This window comes from Psychrobacter sp. AOP31-B2-9, assembly GCF_052378005.1.
Taxonomy (GTDB): domain Bacteria; phylum Pseudomonadota; class Gammaproteobacteria; order Pseudomonadales; family Moraxellaceae; genus Psychrobacter.
Genome location: NZ_JBQSXG010000039.1, coordinates 1 through 25,977, shown reverse-complemented (window position 1 = coordinate 25,977; position 25,977 = coordinate 1). Strand labels below are relative to the sequence as shown.

General features: G+C 41.1%; 25 protein-coding genes. 8 read left to right on the top strand and 17 right to left on the bottom strand.

Annotated features, from left to right (window positions below; translation table 11 throughout):
* Window positions 1–172 precede the first annotated feature (172 nt).
* From leuC to ACT3SX_RS06525, 5 genes are all read left to right on the top strand, one after another.
* Window positions 173–1,591: a 3-isopropylmalate dehydratase large subunit gene (gene leuC / locus ACT3SX_RS06545; RefSeq protein ID WP_192520459.1), complete on the top strand. Its 1,419-nt coding sequence runs from the start codon at window positions 173–175 to the stop codon at window positions 1,589–1,591.
* 42 nt (window positions 1,592–1,633) lie between these two features.
* A complete protein-coding gene (gene leuD, locus ACT3SX_RS06540; RefSeq protein WP_192520458.1) occupies window positions 1,634–2,284 on the top strand; it encodes a 3-isopropylmalate dehydratase small subunit in 651 nt (216 codons plus the stop codon).
* 140 nt (window positions 2,285–2,424) lie between these two features.
* The gene (locus tag ACT3SX_RS06535) at window positions 2,425–3,162 is read left to right on the top strand and encodes a hypothetical protein (RefSeq protein ID WP_192520457.1); all 738 of its coding nucleotides are present in this window, start codon (window positions 2,425–2,427) and stop codon (window positions 3,160–3,162) included.
* Between the two features lie 95 nt (window positions 3,163–3,257).
* On the top strand, window positions 3,258–4,361 hold the full coding sequence (gene leuB / locus ACT3SX_RS06530) for a 3-isopropylmalate dehydrogenase (protein WP_192519671.1): 1,104 nt from the start codon (window positions 3,258–3,260) through the stop codon (window positions 4,359–4,361).
* 519 nt (window positions 4,362–4,880) lie between these two features.
* The gene (locus ACT3SX_RS06525; protein WP_442062688.1) at window positions 4,881–6,023 is read left to right on the top strand and encodes a L,D-transpeptidase family protein; all 1,143 of its coding nucleotides are present in this window, start codon (window positions 4,881–4,883) and stop codon (window positions 6,021–6,023) included.
* 400 nt (window positions 6,024–6,423) lie between these two features.
* Here the strand turns inward: ACT3SX_RS06525 and infA are convergent, their stop codons facing one another.
* The 7 genes from infA to dinB form a co-directional block, all read right to left on the bottom strand.
* Window positions 6,424–6,645 (bottom strand): translation initiation factor IF-1, encoded by a 222-nt coding sequence (gene infA / locus ACT3SX_RS06520; protein ID WP_021814850.1) that lies wholly within the window; start codon window positions 6,643–6,645, stop codon window positions 6,424–6,426.
* 162 nt (window positions 6,646–6,807) lie between these two features.
* Window positions 6,808–7,647, bottom strand: coding sequence for a tRNA pseudouridine(38-40) synthase TruA (gene truA, locus ACT3SX_RS06515; protein ID WP_225739202.1), 840 nt, complete (start codon window positions 7,645–7,647; stop codon window positions 6,808–6,810).
* Window positions 7,648–7,690: 43 nt separating this feature from the next.
* Entirely contained in the window at window positions 7,691–8,776 is a 1,086-nt protein-coding gene (locus tag ACT3SX_RS06510; RefSeq protein ID WP_192519672.1) for an asparaginase, read from the bottom strand.
* 222 nt (window positions 8,777–8,998) lie between these two features.
* Window positions 8,999–10,687, bottom strand: coding sequence for a FimV/HubP family polar landmark protein (locus ACT3SX_RS06505; RefSeq protein ID WP_444761696.1), 1,689 nt, complete (start codon window positions 10,685–10,687; stop codon window positions 8,999–9,001).
* A 51-nt stretch (window positions 10,688–10,738) separates the two neighbouring features.
* Window positions 10,739–12,391, bottom strand: a complete 1,653-nt coding sequence (locus ACT3SX_RS06500; RefSeq protein WP_192519674.1) for a type IV pilus assembly protein FimV — start codon at window positions 12,389–12,391, stop codon at window positions 10,739–10,741.
* Between the two features lie 111 nt (window positions 12,392–12,502).
* Complete coding sequence (gene queA / locus ACT3SX_RS06495; protein WP_192519675.1) at window positions 12,503–13,705, bottom strand: tRNA preQ1(34) S-adenosylmethionine ribosyltransferase-isomerase QueA; 1,203 nt, start codon at window positions 13,703–13,705, stop codon at window positions 12,503–12,505.
* 130 nt (window positions 13,706–13,835) lie between these two features.
* Window positions 13,836–14,921, bottom strand: a complete 1,086-nt coding sequence (gene dinB, locus ACT3SX_RS06490) for a DNA polymerase IV (protein WP_192519676.1) — start codon at window positions 14,919–14,921, stop codon at window positions 13,836–13,838.
* 437 nt (window positions 14,922–15,358) lie between these two features.
* On the opposite strand from dinB, the gene ACT3SX_RS06485 reads away from it, so the two are divergent.
* On the top strand, window positions 15,359–15,604 hold the full coding sequence (locus ACT3SX_RS06485) for a hypothetical protein (protein ID WP_192519677.1): 246 nt from the start codon (window positions 15,359–15,361) through the stop codon (window positions 15,602–15,604).
* A gap of 430 nt (window positions 15,605–16,034) precedes the next feature.
* Here the strand turns inward: ACT3SX_RS06485 and rtcA are convergent, their stop codons facing one another.
* From rtcA to ACT3SX_RS06445, 8 genes are all read right to left on the bottom strand, one after another.
* Window positions 16,035–17,168 (bottom strand): RNA 3'-terminal phosphate cyclase, encoded by a 1,134-nt coding sequence (gene rtcA, locus ACT3SX_RS06480; RefSeq protein ID WP_192519678.1) that lies wholly within the window; start codon window positions 17,166–17,168, stop codon window positions 16,035–16,037.
* 118 nt (window positions 17,169–17,286) lie between these two features.
* Window positions 17,287–17,514, bottom strand: a complete 228-nt coding sequence (locus tag ACT3SX_RS06475) for a hypothetical protein (RefSeq protein WP_192519679.1) — start codon at window positions 17,512–17,514, stop codon at window positions 17,287–17,289.
* A gap of 437 nt (window positions 17,515–17,951) precedes the next feature.
* A complete protein-coding gene (locus tag ACT3SX_RS06470; protein WP_192519680.1) occupies window positions 17,952–18,410 on the bottom strand; it encodes a DIP1984 family protein in 459 nt (152 codons plus the stop codon).
* 12 nt (window positions 18,411–18,422) lie between these two features.
* On the bottom strand, window positions 18,423–18,866 hold the full coding sequence (locus ACT3SX_RS06465) for a hypothetical protein (protein ID WP_192519681.1): 444 nt from the start codon (window positions 18,864–18,866) through the stop codon (window positions 18,423–18,425).
* Between the two features lie 151 nt (window positions 18,867–19,017).
* The gene (locus ACT3SX_RS06460) at window positions 19,018–19,125 is read right to left on the bottom strand and encodes a DIP1984 family protein (protein WP_225739203.1); all 108 of its coding nucleotides are present in this window, start codon (window positions 19,123–19,125) and stop codon (window positions 19,018–19,020) included.
* A 343-nt stretch (window positions 19,126–19,468) separates the two neighbouring features.
* Complete coding sequence (locus ACT3SX_RS06455) at window positions 19,469–19,903, bottom strand: hypothetical protein (RefSeq protein ID WP_442074755.1); 435 nt, start codon at window positions 19,901–19,903, stop codon at window positions 19,469–19,471.
* A gap of 51 nt (window positions 19,904–19,954) precedes the next feature.
* Window positions 19,955–20,407 (bottom strand): hypothetical protein, encoded by a 453-nt coding sequence (locus ACT3SX_RS06450; protein WP_192518941.1) that lies wholly within the window; start codon window positions 20,405–20,407, stop codon window positions 19,955–19,957.
* Window positions 20,408–20,548: 141 nt separating this feature from the next.
* On the bottom strand, window positions 20,549–21,781 hold the full coding sequence (locus tag ACT3SX_RS06445; RefSeq protein ID WP_192518940.1) for an RtcB family protein: 1,233 nt from the start codon (window positions 21,779–21,781) through the stop codon (window positions 20,549–20,551).
* Between the two features lie 254 nt (window positions 21,782–22,035).
* Between ACT3SX_RS06445 and rtcR the strand changes: the two genes are divergently transcribed.
* Together rtcR and ACT3SX_RS06435 are read left to right on the top strand one after the other, a co-directional pair.
* Window positions 22,036–23,718: an RNA repair transcriptional activator RtcR gene (gene rtcR / locus ACT3SX_RS06440; RefSeq protein ID WP_192518939.1), complete on the top strand. Its 1,683-nt coding sequence runs from the start codon at window positions 22,036–22,038 to the stop codon at window positions 23,716–23,718.
* A gap of 79 nt (window positions 23,719–23,797) precedes the next feature.
* Entirely contained in the window at window positions 23,798–24,247 is a 450-nt protein-coding gene (locus tag ACT3SX_RS06435; protein ID WP_192518938.1) for a lysozyme inhibitor LprI family protein, read from the top strand.
* A gap of 280 nt (window positions 24,248–24,527) precedes the next feature.
* Here the strand turns inward: ACT3SX_RS06435 and ACT3SX_RS06430 are convergent, their stop codons facing one another.
* Window positions 24,528–25,010: a hypothetical protein gene (locus ACT3SX_RS06430; protein WP_192518937.1), complete on the bottom strand. Its 483-nt coding sequence runs from the start codon at window positions 25,008–25,010 to the stop codon at window positions 24,528–24,530.
* Window positions 25,000–25,932 carry a hypothetical protein gene (locus tag ACT3SX_RS06425; protein WP_192518936.1) on the bottom strand — a complete coding sequence of 311 codons (933 nt, stop codon included), beginning with the start codon at window positions 25,930–25,932 and terminating at the stop codon, window positions 25,000–25,002. The genes ACT3SX_RS06430 and ACT3SX_RS06425 overlap by 11 nt, the downstream gene beginning before the upstream one ends.
* Window positions 25,933–25,977 lie beyond the last annotated feature (45 nt).

Below are 25,977 nucleotides of genomic sequence, written 5' to 3'. Positions count from 1 at the left end.
TAGGCGATTGCAACAATAAATATAAATAATCGGTATTTTGTGTTCAGTAGGTTCTAATAGACATAGACGACAAAATGTCACTAAACGGTTATAAATAGATATAAAACTTCTTGTTTACTATTGTGTAAGCCATCGAAAATTAAGTAGCTAGCAAACAATAAAGGATAGCAATATGGCCAGTCAGACGTTATATGACAAACTTTGGAACGCTCACGAAGTCACCAAACGTGATGATGGTTCGAGCCTGATTTATATCGATCGTCACTTACTGCATGAAGTGACCAGTCCGCAAGCATTTGAAGGCTTGCAACTGGCTAATAGAGCGCCATGGCGTTTATCTGCCAATATCGCTAGCCCTGATCATAATGTACCAACGGTGTCTAAAGAACGTCTAGAAGGCGTGTCTGGTATCAAAGACAAAGTCTCGCGTTTGCAAGTAGTTACCTTAGATGATAACTGTGACAAATTTGATATTGCTGAATTTACTATTAACGATGCGCGTCAAGGTATCTTGCATGTTGTCGGTCCTGAGCAAGGTTTAGTATTGCCAGGTATGACCGTTGTTTGCGGTGACTCGCATACGGCCACTCATGGCGCACTTGGTTGCTTGGCACATGGTATCGGTACGTCTGAAGTTGAGCATGTATTGGCAACTCAGTGTTTGATTCAAAAGAAATCAAAAAACATGCAGATTCGTGTCACGGGTGAGCTTGGTGCAGGCGTGACCTCAAAAGACGTGGTATTGGCTATCATTGCAAAAATTGGTACGGCTGGTGGCACAGGCTATGCGATTGAATTTGCAGGGCAGGTATTTGAACAAATGAGCATGGAAGGACGCATGACCGTCTGTAACATGGCGATTGAAGCGGGCGCACGCGTGGGTATGGTTGCTGTCGATGATATCACTATCGATTATGTTAAAGGTCGTCCGTATGCACCAACTGATGAACAATGGCAACAAGCCGAACAGTACTGGCGTACCTTGTATTCAGATGCTGATGCTGTATTTGATAGTGTGGTTGAGATTGACGGTAGCGAAATTGCCCCACAAGTATCTTGGGGTACGTCACCTGAAATGGTTGTTGATATTACACAATCAGTGCCAACTCCTGATCAAGCATCGGATGAAGCACAAGAAGAAGGTTGGTTACGTGCTTATACCTATATGGGCCTAGAGGCTGGTCAGAAAATCACGGATATCCAACTAGATCGTATCTTTATTGGTTCGTGCACCAACTCACGTATTGAAGATTTGCGTGATGCAGCCGCCGTAATCAAAGGCCGTAAAGTGGCTGATAATATTAAAGAAGCCATTGTAGTGGCGGGTTCCGGGCAAGTGAAATTACAAGCAGAAGCGGAAGGGCTTGATACCTTGTTTACTGAAGCTGGGTTTGAATGGCGCGAGCCGGGTTGCTCGATGTGTCTTGCCATGAATGCCGATAAACTTGAGCCACAAGAGCATTGTGCTTCTACGTCTAACCGTAACTTTGAAGGTCGTCAGGGTAATGGTGGTCGTACGCATTTGGTTAGTCCAGCGATGGCAGCGGCAGCCGCATTGGCAGGTCACTTTGTAGATGTGCGGACATTTTAAAACGACTATGCATCAACAAAAATATCATTTATAGGAAATTTTATGCAAGCATATAACACCCAAACTGGTATCGTTTGCCCATTAGATCGTGCAAACGTTGATACTGATCAAATTATCGCAAAACAGTTTTTAAAATCTATTAAGCGCACAGGTTTTGGCGTCAACTTATTCGATGACTGGCGTTATCTTGATGAAGGTTATCCGGGTCAAGACAATAGTACACGAGTGATTAACCCAGACTTTGTCTTGAATAAACCGCGTTATCAAGGTGCTACTATATTACTAGCACGTCGCAATTTCGGTTGTGGCTCTAGCCGTGAGCACGCACCTTGGGCATTGTCTGAATACGGTTTTCGTACAGTAATTGCACCTAGCTTCGCTGATATCTTTTATAACAATTGCTTCAAAAATGGCATGTTGCCAATTGTATTGGCTGAAGATATCGTTGATACATTGATGAAAGCTACTATAGCTAACGAAGGCTATGAATTGACTGCAGATCTTGAGCGTCAAGTTGTTATTACGCCAACGGGTGAAGAGTATGCATTTGAAGTGGATGATTTTCGTAAGCATTGCTTACTAAATGGTCTAGATGACATTGGTCTTACTTTGCAGCAAAGCGATGTTATCAAAAACTATGAGCAAGAAATGATGCAAAAAACGCCTTGGATATTCAACGAGGTACGCGCCTAAACGAAAGATCTATAGGTTATTGCTCATAAAATTAATGAACAGTAGTAATGGAACGTTGAGTTATGGTGGCGAACTGGCTAAAATGAAGTATGGTTTTTCAAAGTATTTTATTGTTTCTCTTATGAATAGTAGCCGTCATTATGAATAAAAAACGTTATGTTTTATGGACAAGTAGCATTGTTGCTGCAAGCTTATGGTTGTCAGGCTGTCAGCTCTTGACTGGCTATCAGAAAATAGATGAGGCAGAAAGCGCTACAGCGTGGGCAGGCAAAATTCAACCTATCACTGGCGAAGTAAATATAGCTTGTATAGGTACTTACCACTGTGAAATTGCACGTATCGATAAGGTGCCAGTGATTGCAGCTGATACCCATGAGCCTATTAATCCTGCTATGCTCGTTGCAATGACTACTGTGAATGGCAAGGAAGCAGGTTATATTGGTAGTAATCGTGTGCAAGCAACCATGAAAATGGACATGACGCCGATTACTAAGAACAATGAGATAAAAATTGTACCCTTATCTGCTTCAGGCATGGCTGGGCTCACCAATTACTATGCACGGCTCAAGCCTGCCAAACGAGAGGTGCAAGTTAATTTCTATCCAGAGAACAATCTGGGCTATGTTGAACGGTTTGCAATGATTCACGATTTTGTTGACGCTGATACTTATCAGCTGCGAGCTTATCAAAAGAAATCTAGTGAAAGTTCAGGTAGCTTGTTAGATACCGCGTCACCAGAGCCCTTATGTGTTGAATTGTATCAAGGAAATAAAGTACAGCGCCGTTTTTGTAAAGAGTTGGGTAGCGAACATCAAGGCGAGTTTGTAGAAACCGGTACGATTAAGGTGAAATCTAAAGGTACGAAGACTAAAGTATAAAAAACAACTTATAAAAAACAATAAAATAGCGTCTTAATATGTATTAAGCGTTAACTTACCGTAGTAACGAATAAAACCTATTCTAAAGGATCAGTATGGCAACGATTTTAACATTAGCGGGCGATGGTATTGGCCCTGAAATTATGACTCAAGCCATTGATGTGCTTGATGCTGTCAATAAGAAGTTTTCGTTAGATTTGACACTTGAGTCTGGATTGATTGGTGGCGTAGCTATTGATGCAACTGGCGAACCTTTACCAGATGAAACTTTGGCGAGTGCACGTGCAGCAGATGCTGTACTGCTAGGCGCTGTTGGTGGACCTAAGTGGGACGGTATTGAGCGTAGTAAACGTCCGGAGCGTGGTTTACTGAAAATCCGTGGTGAGCTTGGTTTGTTTGCTAATTTACGTGTAGCAAAGCTTTATCCGCAGCTTGCCAATGCGTCTAGTATTAAGCCCGAAATTATTTCAGGCTTGGATCTTCTGATTGTTCGTGAGCTGACTGGCGGCATCTATTTTGGTGAGCCACGTGGTATTCGTACATTAGATAATGGCGAGCAGCAAGGCTATAACACCATGGTGTATAGTACAAGTGAAATTCAGCGTATCGGTAAGGTAGCTTTTGAATTGGCCAAGACACGCGCGCAGGCAGCAGGTACAGCGGCAAAGGTTTGTTCAGTAGATAAGGCCAATGTATTAGAAGTCACTGAGCTGTGGAAGCAGACTATGATTGAAATGCAACAATCGGATTATAGCGACGTGGCGCTGTCACACATGTACGCTGACAATGCTTGTATGCAGCTGATAAAAGACCCTAAGCAGTTCGATGTTATGGTAACGGGCAATATGTTTGGTGATATTCTATCCGATGAAGCAGCGATGTTGACAGGATCTATCGGTATGTTGCCATCTGCTAGCCTCGACGAAGCAGGCAAGGGTATGTATGAGCCATGCCATGGTTCAGCGCCAGATATCGCAGGACAAGATAAAGCCAACCCATTGGCGACGATTTTGTCTGTTGCGATGATGCTACGTTATACCTTTAAGCAAGAAGAGGCTGCGCAGGCTATTGAACAAGCGGTTAGTGACGTGCTTGATGATGGTCTACGTACTGTTGATATCTTAGACAAGAGTGAAGCAGGACTGACACAGGTAGGCTGTCAAGAGATGGGGCAAGCGGTATTGGCTAAGCTGATCTAATTAGTGCCTTTGTAATATCTCTCGAAATTTCTTTTTATCTTTATCTTTATCTTATCTGAACTTACCAACTCTTATTGTCATAAACCCATAATTTTCTAAGCAAATTATGGGTTTTTTGTGTCTATAAAATGAGTTATTAGCTTTAACATACTCACCCACTTAGTTGTAAAAAAGTACTTGTTTTAACACAGGTGCTATCGGGTAAGGCTCACATTAACATAAAGTTGTTATATGCCTATAAAGAAATATGAAACCATTAAACACTGAAGAAAAATATATGAACTAGGGCATGTCCTCAATTCAATCGATAGTTATCTAAATGGGTTAAAAATAGCTAAATCTTGCCAAACGGCGTCAAATAGCTGACTAATATCTCGATATTATCTGCTCTATTTTCCTTGTTTGACGGCAATTTATCTCATTTTTATCACCATTTTTAAAATGAGGACACGCCCTAACAATAATTATTTATTCATAATAAAAATTTGAGCAAAATATTTTCTGAAAAATTAGGAGCGTATGATGTATCAATTAAAAAGTGTGAGCATGGCGATAGCAATCATTGGTTTTTCTACAGTCGCGTTGATGGGACAAAGCATTGCAGCGCCAATGAACAATACCGATATCAATAATGCGGTGCAAGGCAATGCGGAGCAAAGCAGTAAAACTTATAAAGATATCAGCCCTGTAACAAATGGTGTTAGTCAAAAATTAACAAGCGATAGTCAGACCGCAACGTCACTGAATAAGCTCTTGCCTACGATAAAATATACGACAGATAACCTATCAGACGTTGCGCAGAAAGTTAATAATGCAACTTGGAAAGAAGGGAGCAAAATAGACCGTCATATAGCCACCAAGTTGCAAGCGCTACTGAACTGGCATCATCATGGTGTGGGTCATGTCGATGGATACTGGGGGAAAAACACTCGCAAAGCCATGCAAGCATTTCAGAAAGCTAGAGGATTGACCGTTACGGGAACGCTGAATAGCGAAACTTGGCAAGCATTGACTAGAAATGATCAGCTGATGAAACAACCAGTACTGGTCAATTATCAGCTCAGTGATGCAGATTCCGATATCAAAACGACGAATATACCAGTCAGTACAGAGGCTAAAGCTAAGCTAGAAGGTCTGTACTATGAAAGCATGACCGAAGCTTTTGCAGAAAAGTTTCATATGAGTGAGAGGTATTTAAAGGAGCTCAACCCTAAAGCTAGTTTCGTTGCTGGAGAGACCATTACTGTCTATAATCCTGGTAACCCCAATACCAAAACTGTTAGTCGAGTGGTCGCTGATAAAGATACTGAAACGCTATATGTTTATGATGATGCAGACACTTTAATTGCGAGTTATCCGACGACGGTAGGTAGTACAGCAACGCCGTCACCAACTGGCACACATACGGTAGCAGTAAAAGTTCATGAGCCTAATTATACTTATACTGCTAATGATAGCAGTTTCATTTTGCCACCTGGTCCCAATAACCCAGTTGGTTCAGTATGGATTGGGTTGAGTAAACCTTCTTATGGAATACATGGTTCACCAGACCCTGATCGTATTAGTCGTCAAGCATCAGCGGGTTGTATACGTCTAACTAACTGGGATGCATTGGCACTGCTGGGTGTTATTAAGGATGATGCTACAGTCGAATTTAAGTAGATCATTAACTGTAACCTAAAGCTTAGCTATGAAAGTTTATACCAATCCCAAAAAAGCATAATGAGCAGTATTAAATCTGATAGGTCTACAATATGCAGTATTTGAGGATATATAGCACTTAAGAATATACAGCACTTAAGCTCATTTTCTTTGCTACTTTGATGTTTAAGCTTAATATGATAAAAACCAAAAAAAATACCGCTGTTTTAGCGGTATTTTTATGGTGAAAACAAACATCAAACAACTAAAATATTGATAGGCAATAATGAGTAGCTTAGCATTTTCATTATTATTATCAGTCAAACCACTCAAACATTTATGCCAGTGATAAAAAAAGTGTCATTAGACAACTGGCTGTATTTATATAAATGCTTTTATAACCACTTTAGTTGATAAGAAATTAGTTTTTGCCACGATAAGTAATGCGACCTTTAGATAAGTCATAAGGCGTCATTTCGACCTTAACTTTATCACCAGTCAAGATGCGAATATAATGTTTACGCATTTTACCAGAGATGTGCGCAATAATTTCGTGTCCGTTTTCTAAACGAACTTTAAACAAGGTGTTAGGAAGGGTGTCAATAACTTCGCCTTCAAATTCGATAATATCGTCTTTTGCCATAATTTGTATCAATCAATTAAAAATAAGCCCGTATTATACGCAAGTTGACTGATTAAAGCAATACGGAACCTGGTTTTGACTTGACAGTCTGTAAGTGATATGTATGCTAATTTCTATGAGTTTAGTCTATTTAACACTGGTTATTTAGATTATAGACACGCTCTAGTCAGGTAAGTTTAGCCAAACAGGCGTTAGAGGTGCATTGGGTAGCAGCTGTTGAAAGTGTTCAGGGTAATAAGCATTGATAAAATATAAGCCATCACCAGAGGCGGTAGGTGGTGCAATCGTACGGTCTTTCTTGTGCAAGATGTTCAGAAAATCTGTGGGTGCCAACTCATGTCTGCCTATGGCATATAAGGTGCCCATTAAGTTTCGAACCATATGATGCAAAAATCCATCCGCTTGAATATCAAAAACGATAAACTGACCGTGTTTAAAGAGCTTGGCATGACTGATAGTGCGTACGGGCTGATTGGATTGACAAGCAGCAGCACGGTAGCTACTAAAATCATGGGTGCCAACGATATCGGCCGCCGCCAGTTGCATGGCTGCTAAGTCAAGTGTCTCATAGATATGCGTGACCTGATGATTGAGTATCGCAGGGCGCTGTGGTTGGTTGAGCGTGATATAACGATAGCGACGGGCAATAGCACCGAATCGGGCGTGAAAATCAGCAGGCATTGGTTGAACCCAACGTAATGCAATATCGTCAGGTAGTAAACTATTCACACCGCGTAGCCAGTTATGTGTTGGTCGGTAGGCATGAGTGGTAAAATGAGCAATCATATTACTGGCATGGACGCTTGCATCCGTACGCCCAGCGGCGATGACTTCTACTGATTCGTTAGCAACTTTACCAATCGCGGTTTCGAGTGCTTCTTGTACACCCATCACTTCTCGTTGCCGCTGCCAGCCATGATAATGTGTGCCTAAGAATTCAATAGCAATTGCTAGAGTATATATTGGCAAACGTTCAGATTCGGAGTTCTTGGTTTCAGACATTATGATTTTTAAACTTATAAAGTTAAAGGTAATTGAGAGTTAATTATCGTTTTTTAATACTTGTGCCAGTCTGGCTGATATTATTCAACCAACGCTGCTTGCGTCTTGCAGGTGTATCATAGCGCAATAATAGCCATAGTAATCGAGCATATATCGCTGGAATGGTCAAACGCCCACCTGCAATGACATGATGCTCATACTGCCAACTACCTGCTGCATAGCTGTCACTTACCCCACCAAATGGGCATTGACTGGCAGATATCACCATATGTCCTATTTTATGAATCTGCTCTAATGTTTCTGCTAATGCTACAGAATAAGGAACATTACCAGCGCCAAATCCTAATAGAATAATACCAGCTGGTGGCTGTGATAAGAGTGCTTGTAGCTGATTATTGATGACATCGGTGTCATTAGGTAGACAATAAAGTGCATGGATGCGAGTGTGCTCAGCACGAGTTTGAATACTAGTAAATAATGCATTCTGGTCATCAAGCCAGTGATTTCGCCGTGTATCTGATAGGGTTTTTATATAGCTATTAGCAGGATATGCGGCTCGAGAATGACCCGTAAATGCCATCAGGTCATGACTATGAATTTTTTGTACGGTTTGTGCAGGCCAGGATTCACCGCCAAAACAAACTTTGACACCTGATTCACCTGCTGCTGCCAGTTTTAGTGAATTATGAAGGTTGTCCCGTGCATCACTCTGAGTATCTATAGTATAAGAATGTAAAACATCACTGTCCAATAGGGGGCGCATACTAGCAGTCAGGACTACACAAATATCACTACCTGCAAATGCTTCTGCCAAAAACGCTCCCAAATAACTCAGAGTATCTGTACCAGTGATCAACACAAAGCGTCTACTACCTTGTGTATAAGCAGTCAGTAATAGATGATAAAAATGGACAAAATCGCTTGGGGTGAGTTGGCTACTGTCTTTGATCAATGCATTATCTAGCCAAGAGATACTCAGGAGCTTGGTTGCACTATCTTGATTAAGCATTAACTTCTGCAATGTTGGCAAAAAAACATCTGCTGCTAAAGGTGTTAAAGGTCGGCCGTAGCAACCAAAAGTACCGCCAGCATAAATCAGTTGAATAGGGCTAGATATAGTCATTGTCATAGTAGAAGATAGCATTGTATTAGTATATAGTCAGCGAATTACTAAATCGCTACAGTGTTAGCCTTGTTAGATGTACTACTTGTACAATCTGCAGTCGGTTGCCTTGTATCGACTTCAAAGTTCTTTGACTATAATAATTAAATATTAAGGTTTAATGCAAAAAAAATCAGCAAGTACTCTATGATAAGTAGAATACTTGCTGATGATAGAACAAATTATTGATTATGCTGTGCGTTCAAGTAATAGCTGCGCTTGGCTTTGTTGTTCGCTATTGCCTTGAGCTATGACTTCATTGAGCAAGCGTTTAGCACTATCGTACTCTCCAAGCTGTAGGTATTGGTTAGCTAAGTCCAAAGTAACTTGATTGCTATCTAACGATTTTACAAAGTCAAAATTTTCTGCAAAACGTAATGAGAAACCGTCTTCTGCTTCAACAGCATCTTTAGCCTCAGCTTCGACTGGAGTTTCAGCTGTTACAGAATCTATAATAGCGTTATCATCTGCTAAATCATTGTTCTCTAAGATATTATCGTTGAACAATAATGGTGCTGCTGGTGCGAGGCCAGACTCTTCAGTAGGAGCTTCTTCAGCAAGAGTTTCTTCAGCAAGAGCTTCTTCAGCAAGAGTTTCTTCAGCAAGAGCTTCTTCAGCAAGAGTTTCTTCAGCAAGAGCTTCTTCAGCAAGAGCTTCTTCAGCAAGAGTTTCTTCAGCAAGAGCTTCTTCAGCAAGAGCTTCTTCAGCAAGAGCTTCTTCAGTAAGAGCTTCTTCAGTAAGGGCTTCTTCAGCAAGAGCTTCTTCAGTAAGAGCTTCGTCAAAGCTAATATCTTCAAGATTGTCTACTTCATTAGAAGTTTCGCCAGTACTGACTTCTTCTAAAATACTGTCTTGAATAACAAAGTTATCGCTATTTTCTTCAAATGTAAGCTCTTCGCTTTCTAATACCGTTTCGATATCGTTTGAAGAGTCAGTCAAGTCATCTTCGTTATCGACAATCAGTTCTTCAACAATGGTTTCATCAGTGTCTTGGTCAGTATCACTTACTAAATCATCAAAATCTAAAACAAAATCTTCATTGTCTGATGCCATCTCTTCAGTAGCACTATTGGGTGTTTCTGCCTGTGCGCTGGTTTCTTCAGTTGAGTCAAAGTTAAAGTTGAAATCTGCAAGGTCACTATCTTCGTTTGAAGTATCGGTAGGGTTGCTTTCGTCTTCTATCGTTTCTGGTGTGACAGGTGTCGTACGGGTCGCAGCAGTTTCTTCGAAATCACTTTCTAAGTCACTAAGCGTCAGATCAAAACTGTCATTTGTATGGTCGCTAGTAGTGGTTTTAGGAGAGTCTGTTGATGGTACTGGATTAACAATAGACTCGTCACTCAAACTATCATCTTGGCTCGGTGATAAGTCAAAATCAATACTGTCAAAATCAGTATTGTCTTCTACTGGCGCTTCTTGTGCTGCGACTTGACTTCGCTCTTCTAAAAATAACATTTTTAGCTCATCGGCTATCTCAATGCTATTTGGGTCGTTCTGTGTTTTGATAATATTGTAAACTTTATCAAAGTTTTCTGGCTGATTGATGGTCGCATATATGCTGAGTAGCTTAAGGGTTAGCTGACTATTGTCTGGCTCTTCGCTTAGGCCTCGATCCAATGCTTCAATTGCTTTGTCATAACGCTGTTGGTCTATAAAGCGCTGAGCGGCCTCAATATGGTCGAATTTATGATCATCTTCACGGCTTTCGGTAGTACCTTCAACATTTGTTGCAGGTATTGGCGCGGGTGTGGCCGTGGTTTTTCCTGATTTGTCTTGTTGTAGTTCTGATGGTTTTTGCGCTTTCTGTTTGCGCAATACTAAACCAGCCCCTAATAAAATAAGTACCAATCCGACGATGATATATAGCATATTGTCCATAGTTACTCCCACGCCTATGATCACGGCGTATTGCATTGATTATTCAGGCAATTATTGATTGCGTAATTTTTTGAGACGAGCTTGCAGCTCAGCCAGCTTTTGGTTTTGTAGTTGTATCTTTTGAGTATAGCTTTCCAGTGCACTACTGGTTTTTGACAAGCGCTGTGCTTGTGATGCTACGCTTTGTCTAGATGCTTTCAGTGTTGCTAATATATCTGTGCTTAGACCATTACCTGTTGCCGCAGTAGATTTCGTTTGAGTACCATCTGCACTGCCATTATGACCAGGGGCTAGCACAGAAAACTGTGCTTTTGGTAAGGTTTGTGTCTTAGTAATCATTGGTTTTTTGTTTTGTGTCGTTGCTTGTGATTTTTTAGGTGATTTATTAGCAGTTGGTTTAGTTTTCTTTTTTACCACAGGAGTATTGGCTCTGCGGCTATGTTGTCTTTGTGCTTTAATGGCTGCTTCTAACTTTTGTTGTGATGGTATGACATCATATCTTGGTAAGCTAAGTTTAGCATCTGCTTTTAGTTGGTCAGCATCTTTATTGATAAAAGCGTTAGGATTTTGTGCTTGAATTTGTTTCATTACAGTTGAAACATCTAGGTTGTTTTCTTCTGCTATTTGCTGAGCGATAATCCATAGGCTATCGTTACGCTGTACTTGATATTGGGCAGTAGCAGCTGTAGCCGTGTTGCTAGTAGCACTGCTAGCGCCATTAGGTGCAGCAGGCATAGCAGTGTCAGCAGGTATATTACTGCTTGGTGCTGTTGTGTTGTTCGTGTCAAGGCTAGGCTTTGATGCGTTTGTTTCATCATTATCGATCGCTGGTATTTTCGAATCAGTGATCATCATTCCAGCATCTGATTTACCACGTGGTTGTATTTGGCGGGTGACTTGTATGTTTAAGATGTCAAAGTCTAAAGCAGGCGCAGCGGCTTTAGTAGCCGGGGTATTGTTAGCTACATCACTAGAGTCTATATCATTGCTATTACTATTAGTGGCTGTTTCACTTGTATTAGCAGCACCCAAGCGACCATTATCTAAGCGACTAGGAGCATTAGTAAGATCACTTCCTTGCGATGTAGAGGCCACTGCAGGCAACTGCATATTAGGCGCTGGTAGTTTAGAGGCTATTAGTTCAGTCGTTGATGAACTAGGCGCTGATATTAATGGTGGCGGCATGCCTTTTTTGAGGGTTAGTGGTTCGGCAGTGCTTGCAGAAACACTTGGTAAATTAGGCTTTTTTGCAGCAGTGACAGTGTTTTTGGGTGTCTCGATAGGCACGCTATCATTGAGTGGCATCAACAATGTCTTAGGCACAACATTGCTCTTACCCTGATCGTTTATAGATAAAACCACATCAGTAAAAGGTTTGGATACAGGTTGTGAGGTCGTGATAAAGACTTGACCACTGGTCGCTGAGGTAGGCTGAAAGCGTACGTTCATAGAGTCAGTTTTGGTCAGCCCCATTCGTTGATAGATGGCAGAGTTTGCTAAGCTTGCTGAAAAGTCAGACGCTCGAATATTAGTAACCGTAATACTTGCCGCTAGCGGCTCATGCTGTGCAGAAGTAACAACCGTTTTTCCGATAGTTGCTGCTTGTGCGCCCGATATCAAGGCTGCATAGCCCACGGAATAAAGTAATGCCGTCGATACCGCGCGATGTATGGTAGTAAAGCGATGAGATAAATGACGAGACATGTGCAGCCCTTTCTAATAAAAGTTATCTTTGCTGTTATAACAAAATACTGTTTAGTTTACCAGTTTATTTCACAACTGTTGTGAACAATATAAAAAATGTTTAAATCATGTTCAATCTAATTTTTTATCAAGCAGCATCGCATCGCCATAACTAAAGAAGCGATATTGCTCTTTAATAGCATGCTGATAAGCCTGTTCGATAGCTGCTTTGCCCGAAAATGCTGATACTAGCATTAGTAGGGTAGATTTCGGTAAATGAAAATTTGTGAGTAGTCGGTCTATCACACCAAATTTAAAGCCTGGATAAATAAATATATCAGTATCGCCTGACCAACTAGATAAGCTGTGTCCGTCATTAGCCGTTTTTTGATAAGCGGTTTCGAGCACACGTGTTACCGTTGTACCAATAGCGATGACTTGTTTACCATTAGCATGTGTTTGGTTGATCAGCTCGGCCGTGGTTTGTGGCAGATGTGCATACTCACTATGCATGGTGTGATTGAGTAAGTTGTCTGTTTTTACAGGAGCAAATGTGCCTGCACCAACATGCAAAGTAACAAACGCTGTTTTAATACCTTTTTCTGCCAGTTTTTTTAGTATTGATTCGTCAAAATGTAAACTTGCAGTAGGGGCTGCCACACTCGCTAGCTTGGTTGGGTCATGAAAGACAGTCTGATAGCGAGTATTATCAGTTTCATCAGCATGGCGTTCAAAGTAAGGCGGAATCGGTAACTCCCCATATAGTTCTAAGTCGGGCAGGATAGGAGCGTCAAAGGCTAAAATAAATAAATTGTCTTGACGGCTAATCATTACTGCAGCCATATGACTATCGGCAAGTTGCAAACGTTGCCCAAGCTTAGGGGCCTTACTGGCTTTGACATGAGCAAGTGCAATATATTTTGTGTTGACGGGTGTGCTATCTGTAGCTTCCAAATGCAAGGTTGCTACGTCTAGTTCAGCAATGTCTACTAGACGTTCAATCAGTAGCTCAACTTTGCCACCCGTATCTTTTTGACCAAATAACCGTGCCTTCATCACTTTTGTATCGTTGAATACAATCAGATCTCCTGCACTTAATAAGTTAGGCAACTCAGTAAATAGGTGATCTTCTACCATAGCACTATTTTCTGTCTTATTAGCAGGCAAATATAGGAGCTTTGAAGCAGAACGTTCTGTCAATGGATAACGTGCAATCAGGTTGTCTGGTAAGACATAATCATAATCGTCTACGCTTAAGTAGTCTAAAACGTCATTATTTTTATTGGTATCAAGCGTGGAATTACTATTAGAGTTAGCGGCGTGTGTGTCGGTCATAGTCGGTCTTTAAATGAATATAGATTTTTGTATAATTGTAGCAGAAATGAGCTTATTAAAGGACAGTTTAATAGAGACTCATGCGCATACAAGTCGAGCAATAACTAAACAGGCGTTGTTTAGTATGCAATTATTCAAACAAATTTAACTGAGGCGGTACTTGCGTAGCAGGAGTGAGGGAAGAAAAGGTAACACCAACTAGACGAATAGGTTGCTCACGAGGAATGTCTGAAAATAGCTTATCTAGCCAATAGTGCGCAGATTCAGCACTATTAAAAGCTGTTGATAATGTATGAGAGCGTGTTATTTGAGTAAAATCTGCGTATTTCACTTTGAGGGTGATTGTGTGAGCAATCACTTGTTTTTTTTGCATTTGATCAAATGCATCCTGATTTTGCTCGTAAATTTGTATTTTTAATGCATTATCATTACTGAGATTGTCTCTAAATGTGGTCTCTGAGCCAACGGATTTATGCGTTCTCTCAGATTTGACCACCCGATCATCACGTCCATGTGCTATATCGTGATAAAACTGGCCACGTTTACCAAACTCTTGTATTAATAGAGCTGCCGGTGTTCGCCGCAGGTCGGCACCATAATGGACGCCCATCTCATGTAAGCGCTTAGCTGTTGCCTTGCCAATACCATGAAAGCGCTCAATAGGTAAGGCGCTAATAAAGGCATCGGATTCTGTAGGCGTAATAATAGCTATACCGTTAGGTTTATTGATATCAGAAGCAATTTTGGCCAGCATTTTGTTAAATGAGACTCCGGCAGAAGCCGTCAGTCCGGTATGTTCTAAAATTTGAGCTCTTAGCCAATTAGCCATTAATGTTGCTGAGCCTTTATGAACGCTTAAACCCGTGACATCTAGATAGGCTTCATCTAGCGATAAGGGTTCAACATGGGGTGTTAAGCGATGCATAATACAGCGGATATCATTGCTAACTGATCGATACACTTCAAAACGCGGTCTTACAAATACCACTTCTGGACAGCGTTTGCGCGCCTCATAGCAGGACATGGCAGAGCGTACGCCAAATTTACGTACTTCATAGCTGGCGGCTGCTACGACACCGCGTCCATTTGGATCACCGCCAACCACCAATGGTTTACCGCGTAATTCAGGGAAGTCACGCTGTTCGACACTGGCATAAAAAGCGTCCATATCTATATGAATGATCTTTCGAGAGTGAGGGTTCATAGAGGTTGTCATATCATTATTTTACCTGATTTGACCACTTTGATTTGAAAGATAATGCCCATTAGATCGTAATAATATATAAATAATCATAAAGTTTAGACACTACAAATAGGTAGATTGTATGTGTTAAAAAATAGTAAGCGTATTTTTTCTATTATTTTTAGTATAAGGGTTATTGATTTGCTCATCTTGATTGACCGTTTGTCATAACAATTTTGCCGTTTGTCATAAAAATGGCACTTAAATATTACAGTTTTTATACTGCTGTTTTAGACTATAGTGTTTGTGGTAATCGATACATACAGTAAGTGATGTCTTACACATCTTTTTATCACTAAAAAAGCCGTTGCTTACAGCTCATATCAAAATAACAGATTCGCTACTGTTGAAATTAATACTTTACAAATACGTTGTTGTTTAGAGGATTTATAATGACTAAGGAGCTGACGATGCATAATGGACTAAAAGGAAGTGAGTTGACACGAGCCATGCTTGCACGAGGTGATAGCAACATATGGTGTGCAGTGTGCGATGAAAGTGATGAACAAGCAATGATGGATCATTGTGGTAATGATTTTACAGCATATATCGTATCATATAGTGATGGACTTTTTTATTGTAGTGCTGGCACACCATGGAAATTTGCTGTACCAATTAAGATATGCGCTGTCATGCAATACGAAATTGAGATGTGAGTACAAGCCAGTTTTCTATAAATCGACTAAATTTTTAGCCTTGCTGAGTCTGTTTTTTGCAGTACTAAGCAAGGCTTTTTTATTGCAAGAGTTTTTTATTGAAGTTAGGGCGTGTGAAATATATCACTGATAGTCTCTATCGGTGTCATGCTAGAAGGATTAAAAACGCTAGAGTCAGTCAGTTTATTACTACGATAAGTCATATATTCAGGGCTATTTCTATTTGCTATCGCTTGATTCAATGCCGACATTCTATACGTTTGGCATCAACTATAGTTGAGTTCAAGTAATTTCGATACAAGGAAACCGAGTGCAAGCTATACATTAATATGGTCAGCGAGGATGACGATGTAGTGGATGTATATGGATTTGACTATATCTTGTTTTATTCTCGTTTTCAAAATGAGGACATATCTTGAATAGATTATATTTAAACAATCACCCGCACCAAAGTTTTCTGCTCATTGATCGCTTCAAAGCTAATGTCAACGGGCAAAAACTGCTCAATCAGCCATGCTTGGGTTTCGGTATGTTGGCTTATGACTCGTGCGGTAAATTCGCCGCCACCAGACAATGCCAATGGCAATAGCAACTGGTCGGTTAAGTACTCGTCGACCAAGGCATCAGTTTTGAGTAGATAACGTTTAACCAAACCCGCCAAGCGGTTGCCCATTTTCTCTGCTGACGTGCGTTTTTCACCCAGTAGCGTAAACATTTCTTGGTGAATCTGGTCGCCATGCTTATGAGTAACCAATGCGGAGCAACTATTGCCTTCACCAATACCGTCTAGCTGACTAGTATTGCTAGTCATAAGCGTGTCATCCACTCCGCCATCTATCAACGTCGCTGTAGCGCTGGCAAGCTCGCGTTTACCAATGTCATATTCTAAATTTAAAACGCTGGCGACCAATGCAATTTTTGTCAGCGCTCCGCGTTCGGTTAGCGTTAACGGCTGTGAGTCAGCACGGCGCATAAACGGCGTAATAGTGGCCTTAATCACACCACCACCGATGGGCGCAAAGCCTGCTTGCAAGCATTCGATATGTACTTGCATACCTAATTTTGCCAGTGCAGGGACAAATGCGTGCTGCAAAAAGTCAGTCGTTGGCGCCAGAGGGTTGTGCGTGCCGCCTTTTATCGTGACGGTTGAGGCTGCTTGGATGTTGGTATTGGCAAACAGTAGGGCAGGGAGTAGCGTTTGTAGCACAAGGCTGGTACTGCCAGCCGAACCAATATCAAAATGATACTCACCAGGTTTGATAGCGTTCGGTGCAAATCGAAACGCTGCACTGCCTAACGCTGCGCCTGTCACGGTAGCATTTGATATAGATTGGGAGGCCTGTACGCACATCAGGTGTTGACGCATCAATCCTGGTTTGGCTCGCCTAGCGCGAATATTGGTGATTTCGATGGGTATGCCTGTGAGCATTGATAAAGATAGCGCCGTACGGATGATTTGCCCACCACCTTCGCCAGTGCTGCCGTCGATTTTTAGGGTTGCTGTGTTGGTATTTACAACAGTGCTGCTTGTGGTTTGAGCGCTGTGGTTAGGTGTAAAGCTCATCTTTATCTCTTATGTTTCGGATTGACTATATAAAATAAAAGAGCCTAAAAAATACGCCATGACGCATATTTTTCGGGCCCTATTGATCTATCAAAGTTTGGCTTTAGATAATCAAGGCTTAGCCATTGAATTTCTTCGCTATTAGATCTTTGATAAACGCCACAACAGCAGCGCTGTGCTCAGAGTTTTTGATCTCATCTAATAGCTCAGATTTTGACATGCTTTGGTATCTTTGGATGTCTTCGCTACTGATATCTTTTGCGCTATTAATCAATGCTGATAAGCCATTGTTGTCAGCATCATCACCGCCAGTTACAGCGCCTAACATATCATTCATGTTTATCATTGGTATTTCCTCATACAAAAATAATTATTAAATGGTTCAATGTGAAAGTGATGTATCACTCACACTTTAGTTTACCGCATCTATATTCGTTTAGGGGCATTAAAGTTGCCCTTTTTAGATAACGATTATGTGTAGGGCAAACCAGTTTTGATTCACATTGCCGTATTGCTTATGACAAATGGTTTTAAAAATAAGATTGAAACCGACTGTCAGTGTCTGGTGATAAGGTCTAAATAGTGCTGTGTGATAAGTGACAGGTACGGGGCATGAGTGGTAAAAAAGACGTTTGCCCGCAACGCCAAGTAGCCACTGCAGTATTTGTTCAACCCCCTGTTGTGGAGTGCGGGGTCTTAACACTCGCCCAGTCGGTTCCAAAAGGGTGGTCTATGCGCTTAAATCAAGCACATAGAGAATTATAAAATTAGTGATTCAAAAAATCATTCTGCTAAATCAATTTGCCAGTTATTGGCTTGAATCACAATATTGATTTGACGCAGCTTCATGGCAATATCGTCTGCTTGCTTCTGTAAACCAGCCACCGATACCATGACGTTGTATTTAATCTCACGATGGCTATAACGATCCGTTTCGGTATGCGTGGCGGCTATGGCATCGACCAATAGCTTATGGCGCATCTCTAAAGTATCGCGCTCTATCAACAGCGTTAGCATCGATTGACCTTTATCCGTCTTGGCAATTGCATTGGTACGGTGAATGCGTTCAATCAGGTTGGACAGCTCAGCAATGATTTGGCTGGCATCAATCATCAGTGTGTTTGGATCCTCAGATGGCGTATCGCCTTCTTGGACTTTAATGTTGGCGTTGATACGACCCTTAAGCTGAGCCAGCTTCTTTTGCATATCGCTACGAATCAGTAGGGCTTCTGCGAGTTCCATTTTAGTTCTCTTTTATTGAATATAGTCAAAATACACATTTTCAAATAACATAAATTCTGTCTTTAAAGTTTTGTTAACATTGATAATCATAGATCTTATAGGCGGTAATTTTTCTTCACCACTCCAAGCCACATAGCTGTCAAATCTATAGTTATTATTGACAAGGTTTTTGATGATTTGGAATAAAAATTTAGTATTTATAATATGGCCATCATTGATGTCTTCTTCTAGCCAGTCTTGTAGACCCACAAACTCATAGTCAAACGCTTTGGGGTCATATATTCTAAATCCACTGCTACAGCAGCTAGGACTATAAGTGGCGAGACGATAAACCATGTCATATTGAAGATTAACTTGATTTTCTTTATCAACAGTTGGCTCAAAGTAGACGTTCATCTGATTAAATTTTGCTAAATCAATAGGATGGTCGGTGCTTATTATTAACTCATAACACATGGTATTTCCTCAATTATAATTTACGAATCAGTGTGTAGTGGAGGCTAACCAAATCTACGCATAATTCAGTAAAAATTCATAATCAAATAATTCTACTTTTGATAGGGTATCAATATCATCAATACTTGCATAAATATTGTCCTGAAACGCCTTAATTACTTTGACTGGTTTGGAATACTGTAAATTCACGAACTACGTCAGTCCGCTCAAGCTTCTTTTGCATATCGCGACGGATAAGTAGGGCTTCTGCGAGTTCCATTTTGATTTTCCTTAATTTGTTTTTAACTAGGGCGTGTTGAACATTCAAATGTGGTGCTGGCAGTCACTATTTTTTAGACAATATGCAGTGAAATTTTTGATGCCTAGTCATTCTAGGTGAAACAATTTCGCCATGTATTGGCAAAAAAGAGTACTGCCCTCCACTCGAGCACAGCTCTCGCCTTGCAAACGGGCAAAGCAGTGCTTTGCTCGATCCGTTCTCAAGGCTGATGCTAAAATCACCCCAAACGTTGTTACAAGCCTAGCTAAGGTCTCGACATTATCGTCGGCTTGCGCCTAGTTTGGTGCAATTTTAGCGATCAGCAGCCCTAATATTTGAATGTTCAACACGCCCTATTATTTATTCTGTTGTGACGATACTGCTGATAGGCCTGTTTAATTTTATCGTAACGGGATAATTGGTCTTGAGTTAATGGTGCATGTTTGAGTTTGCGTAACAATCTTTTGTATAAATAGCCGGAGCGAAAGTGATAAGGTCGCAGCTCTATAAAACAAACGGCAAACTCGCGAGCGTATGCACCATTTGCGCTATCATGAGTGATTAACTCTAAAAGGCATTCTTCACCTTCAAAATTATCATTATGAAATACCAAAGTACTATAGCTCTGATGAAAATTGGTACAAGCGTTTTGCCATGATTCATAACTTTGTCTATTATCATCTCGCTTAGCAAAAGTACTGCTAATCAAATGATGGAGCCTTTGAATTTTTGCTTCACTTTTTAAGATACTTTTATGAATAGAGGTTGGTTTTTTCATAGCTTTCCAAATAACTGATTTTATCTCTATGACTGTCTAATACTAATAACACTAGAGAACAATTCCTGTTTGTTCGCAATATTGTTTGATGGCTTCAAAATATTGAGATTTAGAGAATGTTAAGTTAATCGCTGGCTCAAACACAGTTTGATATTCAGTATATTCCCACGCAATAAGCTTCCACTCTACGGTTTGATCGCCAACGATTATTTCTGTAGAAAAAATTCCACAATGATCACAAGCACAATGACAGCTATAAAGAACTAACCGAGTTGACGCTAAGCCGTTTATAAATAACTTTTGACCTAATAGCTGCGATATATAATTGCGTTGTGAAAGATCACAGAAATCGAGGTCATTACTTATGTTTCCTAAATGGCGACAGTCTCCAAGCAGTTCTATTAATGGTTTGCCATCAATATAAAATTCAACGATTTTTATATCATCTAATTTAGAGTCATAGGGAAAGTCATAGTCCACTAAACTCATTTGAAAATGATTCATAATTTAGCCTGTAGCCTTTGGCTCTGCCCAAAAAATAATATTTGCTTCTTCTAAATAGTTTACATCTAGCCCACAGTATTTGACAGTAGTATCTAAATGCGGGAATTCAGCCTTGAGCTGGTAGACCCATAGCTTGGCTTCTCACCCTTTAACACAAACCACCTGACGCAGCGTATGTACCACTTCTACCAAATCACTTTGCGCTTGCATTACGTCTTCAATATTTTTATACGCCGCTGGAATCTCATCGATCACATCCGCATCCTTTCGGCATTCTACGCCCTCGGTCTGCGCCATTTGATCGGCGACCGTGAATACCTTTTTCGCCTCGGTACGTGACATGATACGACCTGCACCATGCGAGCAAGAGCAGAATGACTCTTCGTTTCCTTTACCGCGTACGATAAAGGATTTAGCACCCATTGACCCTGGAATGATACCGTATTCGCCAACGCGAGCACGTACTGCGCCTTTGCGAGTGACGAACACTTCCTCGCCGTAATGTTGCTCTTTTTCCACATAGTTATGATGACAGTTCACTGCTTTTACTGCCGCATCAAATGGTTTAGGTACGATTTGGCGTAGCGCTTTGATGGCTTTTTCCATCATGATTTCGCGGTTTTTAAAAGCAAAACGCTGCGCCCAACCAACTGCAAACCAGTAATCATCAAAGTGCTCTGTACCCTCGGCGAAGTAAGCCAAATCTTTATCAGGCAAGTTGATAAACCATTTGCGCATGTCCTCACGTGCCAGCTCAATAAAGTAGCGACCAATGGCATTACCCACACCGCGTGAGCCTGAGTGCAGCATGATCCAAACTTGGTTGGTCTCATCAAGGCACACCTCGACAAAATGGTTTCCCGTACCCAGCGTACCCAAATGATTAAGGTTATTGGTATTTTTTAGGCGAGGGTGCTTTTGGGTTATATAATTAAAGTCATCAACCAGCGTTCCCCAACCGTTCATTACGGTGTCATCAGGGTTGGCCCACGCGCCAACATCACGGCGTGACCCGCGACCACGCGTTTTACTACGACCATGTGGAATCGCTTTTTCCAGTTCGGTACGCAGACCGAGCAAGCTATCTGGCAAATCGTTCGCGGTTAGGGTGGTTTGCACTGCCATCATCCCGCAGCCGATATCGACGCCAACGGCAGCGGGAATAATCGCTTCTTTGGTGGGCAATACCGTACCGATAGTCGCGCCAATACCGACATGCACATCGGGCATCACCGCAAGCCATTTATATACAAACGGCATTTTTGATGCTTTGATCAATTGGTCGTGTGCTTTTGGATCGACGGGCACGCCCTTGGTCCAAAGTCTAATAGGCGTTCCACCATCTTGAATGATGTTATGAGTGGTTGGTTGCATGGCGTTTTCCTTAGCGTTGCAAAGTTCGTTTATTATGAAAGATGATTCTTACTTTATATAATGCTAAGGGCGTGCCAAGTTTTTAGGATAGTTTGAATTTATTTATAAGTGTTTGATAGTAAATGGTTTAATTATTACGTATTTTTCAAATAGATGAATTTACTTAACCATGGGCTAAAAATATATAGAAATAAAACTAACTAGATAGAAAATAATATACTATTTGCTAATGATAATCAGTGATAAGTAATATTATGAATAGTGATTCGAACAACAAAACTGCCGTCATCGGCTTCCTCGGCACTACTTTAGACAATGGCTTTAATGATAAGCGTTGGCAACGATGGCGCCCAACAGTCAGTCTAGGTTTGCATGACGAGCTACTGGTCGATGAGCTGCATATTTTATATAGCAAGCGCGATAAGCGACTGTTTAAAATTATTAAAGATGACATGGCGCAAGTCAGCCCGCAGACGCAGGTGATTGGTCATCATGTGACGTTGATTAGTCCATGGGATTTTGCCGACGTTTATGCTGAGCTGTATGACTTTGCTGCAAGGTTTGATTTTCAGGACAATACCGATTACTTGCTGCATCTGACCACGGGTACGCACGTGGCGCAGATTTGCTGGTTCTTGTTGGTAGAGGCGGGATTTATTCCCGCTGATTTGATTCAGACTTCTCCTTGCCCAAGACCTGACCAAGCTGATCCGCAAGGTCGCTATCAAGTGATTGACTTGGACGTCTCGCGCTATGATGGTTTACGTGAACGTTTTGAAGCAGAAAAAGCCCAACATTGGCAAACCTTGCAAGCCAATCTAGTCACCCAAAACGCCGCTTATCAAAAGCTCATCTCCGATATTGAAAAGGTCGCCACACGCTCAACCGCACCCATATTATTAATGGGCGCAACAGGAGCGGGCAAGTCGCAATTGGCAGGCCAAATCTACGCGCTTAAAAAAGCCAAAGCCAGTAGCACGCAAGGCAAAAACACGCTTGAAAAATTCGTCGAGGTCAACTGCGCGACGCTGCGTGGTGACACCGCCATGAGTGTGCTATTCGGGCATGTCAAAGGCGCATTTACGGGAGCTGCGACGAGTCGTGATGGACTGCTAAAATCAGCCGATAGTGGTTTGTTATTCTTAGATGAAATCGGAGAGTTGGGGCTTGATGAGCAAGCGATGCTATTGACCGCATTGGAGGAGCAGCGCTTTTATCCGCTTGGTAGTGATACACCGATTAGCGTGTCGTTTCAGCTAATGGCAGGCACCAATAAAGACTTGCGGCAAGCGGTCGCTGATGGCGAGTTTCGAGCGGATCTATTTGCGCGTCTCAATACATGGACGTTCTTTTTGCCATCGCTTAAAGACCGTCTAGAAGATTTACCTGCCAATATCGACTATGAGTTAGCGCGTTTGGGTAGCGAGCAGCAGCAGCACTATCGATTTACCCCAGAGGCGAGGCAGTTGTATGAAGCTTTTGCGATGAGTGCGGATGCGACATGGCAAGGGAACTTTCGTGATTTGACGGCCAGTATGATTCGCCTGACCACGCTGGCTGAGAGTAAAGTGATTCGCAATGATGACGTACAAGCGGAGATTGAGCGCTTAACGCATCTTTGGGAATTACCTGACAGTTTGAATGGTTCGAATAGTTTAAGTAAGAAAAGTGCTACTTTAGATAGCGAAACCATCGAGCAGGGTAGCCATAATATTTTAATAAAATATCTAGATGAGGAAACTCTTGCGACTATTGATCCGTTTGATGCGGTGCAATTGGCATATGTGATTGAGATTTGTATTAATCATAGAAACCAAGCGGCGGCTGGGCGCTATCTGTACGCCAACTCACGCGATAAGCTAAAAAGCCCGAATGATAGCGACAGATTGCGTAAATACCTGATGAAGTTTGGGCTTAGGTTTGATGAGCTGGGGTAGATTTTTCTGCTAACCAACAAACGCAAATTAGTAAAATAAAGTATACTATTTAGTATGATTAAAAAGATAAGGCAGTATCATGAAAACTAAATCAACTTATGCACCGTATGGTTTTATACTGGGCGCATTTACGCTAATAGCAATGGTATCTCCAGCATGGGCGAGTAATGGCGATACGGTTGATTGTGACAAGGCTTATTCGACCTATGCGATGGAATATTGTGCCGCGCAAGAGAGAGAAGATGCTACTAAAATTATGCGTCGATATCTGATTGCCAGTTATTCTCAATACAATGAAAATCCTGAGATTGTTGAAGCCATCAAAGCCTCTCAAAAAGCTTGGGAAAAATATGAATATAGTAATTGTGATGCGGTCTATACATCATGGACGACAGGGTCAATTCGTGGCTTAATGTCTATTAACTGTAGTACCCGAATCACCAAACAACGCACGCATGAGTTATGGCTGAATTACTTAACTTATATGGATAGTACACCGCCGGTTTTACCTGAGCCTTTATTAGATTAAATGAAACAGGTAGTAATTATTGTTAGATGTTTTGGCATTATATTTCTTATGATGGCTTAGAACATTTATTCTTTACAGTTGTAGCATTTTCTATGTAACTACACGTCGGACGATTCTAACAGTGAGATTTGACGATAAATGTCTGCTGTCCATTACTGTTGGGGAAGATATCGTCTAAATATTTAGCATGATATATCTCAATATCTTCATTACAGCCTGTTAGACATAAGCAGAAAATAAGAAGACTATAGAGAGATTTTGACATTGCAACTCTTAAGGATTATTGTTTTTTATGATAATAAAAAGGGTATAAACAAAAATATTTTCTTAATGGCGTAACGATAGTTTTGTTATTGGGATATACCTTTACTTTGAAGCTGCAATAAGCTGCTTGTCCTATATAAGCTGGCGTTTTCGTAAAAGTCACACCATCTAGATCGTATATATTTTCATCTGTAAGATAGTCCCCGAAATATGAATAATCTATGCCCAGATAAATATCTTTATCTATAAAGCGGTTTTTTACATGCAATGTCATATTCTTTGACTTCGATTTTTCAATCTTGTAGCTTAGTTTCCAATCATTTAGTTCTTCAACTGTCGGTTCTTCTCTTGTGTCTATATATTGCAAAGAGTTGAACCTTATTGGTGCGTCTGTATTATTAAAGATTTTAATCTGTGGACTTGTCACTAAGTCGAAAATTTTTAGCGAAATAAATATCAGAACCAAGGCAAAGAGAGTTCTTTTTAGCTTAAAAGTCATAACCTTTAACCACTGGCGTGTTTACCGAGAAGTCGATTTGGTAATTATGAGTGGCATCTTTTTCATCGATAAGCCCATTACCATCGCTATCAGAGCGCGTGATAAAGTAATAACGCGCAACTTGTGGCATCCACTTGGTCGATTGTACATACTCATTATCAGGATGCAGTTTGGTCAGTTGCTTACCCATATTGTCACTCATGTATAACGCTTGTTGACGCATGATATTTTTGCCTTCTTCGTCAGGCTGGTTGGGCGTCTCAGAGACATGGTAAATGAGATGGTTGAAAGGGGTATTGATAGTCACTTTTTCGGTACCTCTCAGGGCATCCTGCGCTGCCTCATAATTAGCGTCATAATCCATATCAGCCAACATTTCAGTGTCATATGCGAGTGCGTCTGCTTGTGAGATATCTTTAGCGGCAATGAGCTTGTATTGCGTGGTATATGGTAGAAATATCTGATCGATGATGAAGTTGTCATTGGGCATCAGTTTTTGCGTGTTGCCTGTCGCTATCTCTTCAAACACAAAGTTATTGGCATGCGTGTGATACCGATAAGTGCTTTGTTGCTCAAATATAGGATAGACCATTTCTCCTTTTCTAGACTTGATACTGCTCAAGCCTGTTTCTTGGTCTTCTATATCAATCGGGGTAATAGGGTGCAGTAGTGCGGGCGTACCATGAATATATTGAGGGAACTGTATGCTAGTAGAATCCTGCATAGCTGTGTTTGTTGCATCCCCTGTTTGGCTGGCATTGTCGGCTTGATTATTAGTAGTGTCCTGAGTATCTGCCTGCTGGCAAGCGCTAAGCATCAGGGCACACAGTAAGCCACTGCCTAGATTCAGCCCCAGTTTTGAACGCAAACCAATACTGAAATTAGATGTCTGTTCACGCTTACTTTCGTGTCGGTAGTCCATGACCTGTCCCCATTCATTTTTATGATGTCATAAGTTTTTATGATA

Bases quoted from the DNA above. Each gene is read 5' to 3' on its own strand.
- dinB (WP_192519676.1), bottom strand. From the start codon at position 14,921: ATGACAACCTCTATGAACCCTCACTCTCGAAAGATCATTCATATAGAT.
- truA (WP_225739202.1), bottom strand. From the start codon at position 7,647: ATGTCTGAAACCAAGAACTCCGAATCTGAACGTTTGCCAATATATACT.
- queA (WP_192519675.1), bottom strand. From the start codon at position 13,705: ATGACCGACACACACGCCGCTAACTCTAATAGTAATTCCACGCTTGAT.
- ACT3SX_RS06500 (WP_192519674.1), bottom strand. From the start codon at position 12,391: ATGTCTCGTCATTTATCTCATCGCTTTACTACCATACATCGCGCGGTA.
- leuB (WP_192519671.1), top strand. From the start codon at position 3,258: ATGGCAACGATTTTAACATTAGCGGGCGATGGTATTGGCCCTGAAATT.
- ACT3SX_RS06455 (WP_442074755.1), bottom strand. From the start codon at position 19,903: ATGAAAAAACCAACCTCTATTCATAAAAGTATCTTAAAAAGTGAAGCA.
- ACT3SX_RS06435 (WP_192518938.1), top strand. From the start codon at position 23,798: ATGAAAACTAAATCAACTTATGCACCGTATGGTTTTATACTGGGCGCA.
- ACT3SX_RS06535 (WP_192520457.1), top strand. From the start codon at position 2,425: ATGAATAAAAAACGTTATGTTTTATGGACAAGTAGCATTGTTGCTGCA.
- ACT3SX_RS06475 (WP_192519679.1), bottom strand. From the start codon at position 17,514: ATGATAAACATGAATGATATGTTAGGCGCTGTAACTGGCGGTGATGAT.
- leuC (WP_192520459.1), top strand. From the start codon at position 173: ATGGCCAGTCAGACGTTATATGACAAACTTTGGAACGCTCACGAAGTC.
- ACT3SX_RS06450 (WP_192518941.1), bottom strand. From the start codon at position 20,407: ATGAATCATTTTCAAATGAGTTTAGTGGACTATGACTTTCCCTATGAC.
- rtcR (WP_192518939.1), top strand. From the start codon at position 22,036: ATGAATAGTGATTCGAACAACAAAACTGCCGTCATCGGCTTCCTCGGC.
- ACT3SX_RS06510 (WP_192519672.1), bottom strand. From the start codon at position 8,776: ATGACAATGACTATATCTAGCCCTATTCAACTGATTTATGCTGGCGGT.
- ACT3SX_RS06445 (WP_192518940.1), bottom strand. From the start codon at position 21,781: ATGCAACCAACCACTCATAACATCATTCAAGATGGTGGAACGCCTATT.
- ACT3SX_RS06460 (WP_225739203.1), bottom strand. From the start codon at position 19,125: ATGGAACTCGCAGAAGCCCTACTTATCCGTCGCGATATGCAAAAGAAG.
- ACT3SX_RS06465 (WP_192519681.1), bottom strand. From the start codon at position 18,866: ATGTGTTATGAGTTAATAATAAGCACCGACCATCCTATTGATTTAGCA.
- ACT3SX_RS06505 (WP_444761696.1), bottom strand. From the start codon at position 10,687: ATGGACAATATGCTATATATCATCGTCGGATTGGTACTTATTTTATTA.
- ACT3SX_RS06430 (WP_192518937.1), bottom strand. From the start codon at position 25,010: ATGACTTTTAAGCTAAAAAGAACTCTCTTTGCCTTGGTTCTGATATTT.
- infA (WP_021814850.1), bottom strand. From the start codon at position 6,645: ATGGCAAAAGACGATATTATCGAATTTGAAGGCGAAGTTATTGACACC.
- ACT3SX_RS06485 (WP_192519677.1), top strand. From the start codon at position 15,359: ATGCATAATGGACTAAAAGGAAGTGAGTTGACACGAGCCATGCTTGCA.
- ACT3SX_RS06470 (WP_192519680.1), bottom strand. From the start codon at position 18,410: ATGGAACTCGCAGAAGCCCTACTGATTCGTAGCGATATGCAAAAGAAG.
- ACT3SX_RS06425 (WP_192518936.1), bottom strand. From the start codon at position 25,932: ATGGACTACCGACACGAAAGTAAGCGTGAACAGACATCTAATTTCAGT.
- rtcA (WP_192519678.1), bottom strand. From the start codon at position 17,168: ATGAGCTTTACACCTAACCACAGCGCTCAAACCACAAGCAGCACTGTT.
- ACT3SX_RS06525 (WP_442062688.1), top strand. From the start codon at position 4,881: ATGATGTATCAATTAAAAAGTGTGAGCATGGCGATAGCAATCATTGGT.
- leuD (WP_192520458.1), top strand. From the start codon at position 1,634: ATGCAAGCATATAACACCCAAACTGGTATCGTTTGCCCATTAGATCGT.